The 2,568-nt window shown below is 77.6% G+C and carries 1 protein-coding gene and 2 pseudogenes; all 3 read right to left on the reverse strand.

Annotated elements, in window-relative coordinates; translation table 11 throughout:
* Positions 1 to 870, reverse strand: a pseudogene (locus AOK17_RS51165) (hypothetical protein); the annotation flags it as partial.
* A 9-nt stretch (positions 871 to 879) separates the two neighbouring features.
* A complete protein-coding gene (locus AOK17_RS51170; RefSeq protein WP_157881566.1) occupies positions 880 to 2,121 on the reverse strand; it encodes a hypothetical protein in 1,242 nt (413 codons plus the stop codon).
* Between the two features lie 75 nt (positions 2,122 to 2,196).
* A pseudogene (locus AOK17_RS51860) lies at positions 2,197 to 2,568 on the reverse strand (hypothetical protein); the annotation flags it as partial.

The following is a 2,568-nucleotide window of genomic DNA, read 5'->3' on the forward strand; positions in this document are numbered from 1 at the left end:
GGGCTGAGGGGTGGGGTTCTTCGACCGGCTGAGGGGCGGTTCGGCGGCGCCCACCGAAGCGAACTCGGCTTCAGCGGAGGCCAGTTCCTCCCATGAGGGTGCGGGCACGTCTCCTAGCGGTGTGGGTTCGGGTACGGCCATGAGGGCCGGGGCGGCCCCGGTGGGCGGCTGGGTGGGGTTGCCGCCGATCCAGCGGGCCGCTGTCGGGCGGACCGGTGTCGCGGACTCCGGGTTCGGCGGGCGGCTGAGCACCTGGCAGAACCCCTCCTTCACCGGAACCCTGTCCCACGCCGTCCTCGACGCGGCGCCGGGCGGGCTGGTCAGGAACGCGCTCACCACGTCGGCGAGGCCCGTCTCCGGACTCGAACCGCCCTCGCACACCCTTCTGCCGGTGCGGTCCGAGGAGCCCGAGGCCCCCGGCGACGTACGCGCCGACACCGCACCTGTACCGGTACAGCGCGCGCCGCGTCCGGTCACGGCGTCCCGCCCGGCGGGCCCCCGGGTCACACCCGTACCGCCCCGGGCCCACCGGCCGAGCCCGCTGACCCGGGCGCCCGCCACACCTGCGGTGCAGCGACGGGCGCTGCCCGCTGCCCGCCGGGAGGCCACGAGCGCGCCCTCCGCGGGGGCGGCGGCCGATGGCGCGCGGCCCCCAGTGGCCGGCCCACCGGCCGCCTCCGGCAACCCGACTCCGACCGCTCCGGGTGGCAGCCCGGCGTCCCGTGGCGGTACGGCGAGCGGTTCCGGCAGCCCGGCGCCCCGCTCCGAGGGCCCGGCGGTCAACGTCCAACGGTCGGCGGCCGGTTCAGGCGGCACGGCCGGCCCACCGGCCACCACCGGATCCACCGCTACGGCGAGCGGGCCCGGCACCCCGGCGCCTCATTCCGGTGGCGCGGCCGTCAACGTCCAACGGGCGACGGCCGGTTCCAGCGGCACATCCGGCACTCCGGGCACGGCGGGTTCCGGCAACCCGGCGCCCGGGCCTGTCCGTCCGACGGCCGACCCCGGCGTCCGGGCGACACGCCCAGGTGCACCGGCGGCCAACCCTGCCGACAGGGCGGCCGGTTCCACCGGCGCGACACCCCAGACCGGCACCCGTCCGACCGGCGCCGGCACCGAGGCGGTGACCTCCTCCGCCGGTATGGCGAGCAGCGCGGCGTCCGCCGTCCCGGACGCCACGCCCACCACCGGGCCCGGCAAGGCGGTGGCCGACGTCCAGCGAGCGGCTGCCGACCCCCGTGGCGCGGCCCCTGAACGCGCCGGAACAACCACCGGTCCTGGCCCCGCACCCGCCAGGCCCGGCAACGCCGTGGTCAACGTCCAACGGACGCCGACCAGCCCCAACGGCACGCCGTCCGAGCCCACCGCGACGACCACCGGTCCTGCCACGACGGCCGCCGGTACCGACAACGCGGCGGTCCGCGTCCAGCGGGCGGCGGCCGACTCCGGCAGCATGCCGATCCGCCCCTCCGCGACGACCACCGGCTCCAGCGGGACCGGGGACGGCCCCAGCCGCACGGCGCCCGGACCGAGCGGTGCGGCGCAGCACGGGGACGCGGCGCCCGGCGTCCAGCGAGCTCCCGCCGCGCGCCGCGGCACACCAACTTCCGCCGCCGGAACGGCAGATGGGCCCAGGAAGGCAGCGCCCAACTCCAGGGGCACAGCGGCCGGTTCCGGCACCGCGGCTGCCAACATCCAACGGACAACGAGCGGTTCCGGCGGCTCTCCGACCTCCTCCACCGGAACGGCAACCGGTCCCAGGGACGCGGCGGCCAACTCCGGCGGCACTACGGCCCGTTCCAGCAGCCCGGCCGTCAACGTCCAACGGACGACGACCAGTTCCAGCGGCACGCCAACTGCCCCCACCGGAAGGGCAACCGGTCCCGGGAACACTGCACCCAACTCCGGTGGAATGGCGCCTCGTTCCAGCAGTGCTCCTGCCAACACCCAACCGGTGCGCACCAGTTCCAGCAGCACGCCAACAGCCCCCGTCGGAACGGCACATGGGTCCGGGGACGCGGCAGCCAACTCCGGTGGCACGGCGGCCCGTTCCGGCAGTCCGGCGGTCAACGTCCAGCGGGCGAGGGCCAGTTCCAGCGGCACGTCCGTCACACCGGCCACCACCGGCTCCGCCGGTACGGCGCCCGGCCCCGTTCGTCCGACGGCCGGCCCCGCCCACGACGGCCCGGCGGCGACTCACCCGGTCGGTCCGGCCGCCGGGGCCCCTGCCGACAGCCGGACGCCCAGCCCCGGCAACCCGGTGGCCCCGGGCTCGCAGGCAGGAAAGACCCCCTCCGCCAACTCGGCTGCTCCAGGCCCGGGTCGGGGTGGACCCGCCACCCCCACCACCAGGCCGGTGCCGCCGAGCACGCAGTCCGGCGCTGGCCCGCGCCCGGTGCAGCGGAGCGCCTCCGCCCCGGCCCGGCGCCTGGGCCTCGGTGCGCCGACCTCGGGGAACGTGTCCACCACCGGTCCGACGGCCGCCCTCCCGGGACCGGCGACCCGGCTCCCCGTCTCCTCGGCCACCCCCGCACCCGCGAGCCCGCCGGACCAGCCCCTCACTTCGGC

The organism is Streptomyces phaeochromogenes, from assembly GCF_001418655.1.
Taxonomy (GTDB): Bacteria; Actinomycetota; Actinomycetes; order Streptomycetales; family Streptomycetaceae; genus Streptomyces; species Streptomyces phaeochromogenes.